Genomic DNA, 1,312 nt, shown 5'->3' with positions numbered 1-1,312 from the left:
TAGATGGATGATGAAAAATATGGTGTCCCTCGTGACATCTATGCCAAAGTAAAAATTATAGGTCTTTTTATGGCTGATATTGTTTTTGTAGGAGGTTCAGCAGTCGCAGCGGTCTCAGCGGGAACTAGACTTTTCCCAACGAGTCAGTGGGCGCAGATGCTTGCTTTTATTCTGTTGACACCGATCATGTGTCTGTATCTCGTTTTACCAACTAATGGTGGAAAGAAGAATTGGCAGAGCATGTTCCTCTTTTTGAGGAGACGACGCAAACGCTATATTAGCCTAAATTATCAGAGAGGAGAGAACCGTTAATGGCGATTAAACAAACGCAGTCACAGCCCATTGAAAAGCGACCGTTAGGGCGAAAACGAGAAAAGAAGAAAGAGAGTCAAGTCTACTTTGACCTTCATTCTTGCATAGAATTACTAGATGTGAAAGCTATCATTGATAATCGTCAGGCTTATATTAAGTTAGTGGATTATGGTTATCTTCAGCTGATGGAAATACCTGGAAAAGATTTAGGTTCCCTCTCTTACAATGAAATTAGACGAACCCTTGATAATTTTGAAACGTGGATAACGCAATTTAACACTAATGTTCAAATTGAGACAACAACTTTACCGACGAACACGGATACACAGATTGCAGATCTTCGTCACCACTTGAGTTTGGTTCGTCAAGAGAAGGCAAAACTGTTATCTGATTCTCGTCGCTATTTGCAGTTGCTTGATCGTGAACAATTGTTGATTCAAGAAATTCAAGTTGAAGAAAGTATCCAACAAGAAATTTACAATACGGAGTTTATTCTATGGCTCTTTGCGCCAACAACCACAGAGTTAGACGAATTGGTTCGTAAAGCAAAGAGTTATGGCAATAATGACTTTGTCCCTCAAGAGATTACCAAATTCAAAAAGGAACAAATCATTAAGCAGTTTAACAACATGAACGAAAAAGTATAAGGAGAAAACATGCCAGAATTATCGAAACGCAGACAACGGCAGTTAAAAGCGCAAGGTTATGACCTTGCTTTTCTCAGTCGTATTCAACCTCAAGGTAATATTGATTTTAAAAAGGATGACCGCTGCTGGATGAGTGGCGACGGTTATCATACAGCGCTTCATTTTTACGAATATCCTTCCGAAGACATGGATCGTTTTTGGTTATCAGAACTTATGCTGATTCCAGGAACACGGTCGTTCTTATCGTACCATCGTGCCAATAACAAAGAGCTAAAGAACGATATTAAAGACGCTATTGAAGAAAAATCCACTCGTATTACAGGCAATAGTAAAATCGTTGCCAACCAACAAGA

The 1,312-nt window shown here is 39.2% G+C and carries 2 protein-coding genes and 1 pseudogene; all 3 read left to right on the top strand.

The features are described from left to right. Nucleotides 1–3 precede the first annotated feature (3 nt). On the top strand, nt 4–312 hold the full coding sequence (locus tag AALA56_RS10055) for a DUF5592 family protein (RefSeq protein ID WP_369909896.1): 309 nt from the start codon (nt 4–6) through the stop codon (nt 310–312). Beyond that, nucleotides 312–959 (top strand): hypothetical protein, encoded by a 648-nt coding sequence (locus AALA56_RS10050; protein ID WP_369909894.1) that lies wholly within the window; start codon nt 312–314, stop codon nt 957–959. The genes AALA56_RS10055 and AALA56_RS10050 overlap by 1 nt, the downstream gene beginning before the upstream one ends. Before the next feature lie 9 nt (nt 960–968). Further along, nucleotides 969–1,312 (top strand): annotated as a pseudogene (locus AALA56_RS10045) (virulence factor); the annotation flags it as partial.

The organism is Streptococcus hyointestinalis, assembly GCF_041225505.1.
Lineage (GTDB): Bacteria > Bacillota > Bacilli > Lactobacillales > Streptococcaceae > Streptococcus > Streptococcus hyointestinalis_B.
This window is presented reverse-complemented; position numbering and strand designations above follow the sequence as displayed.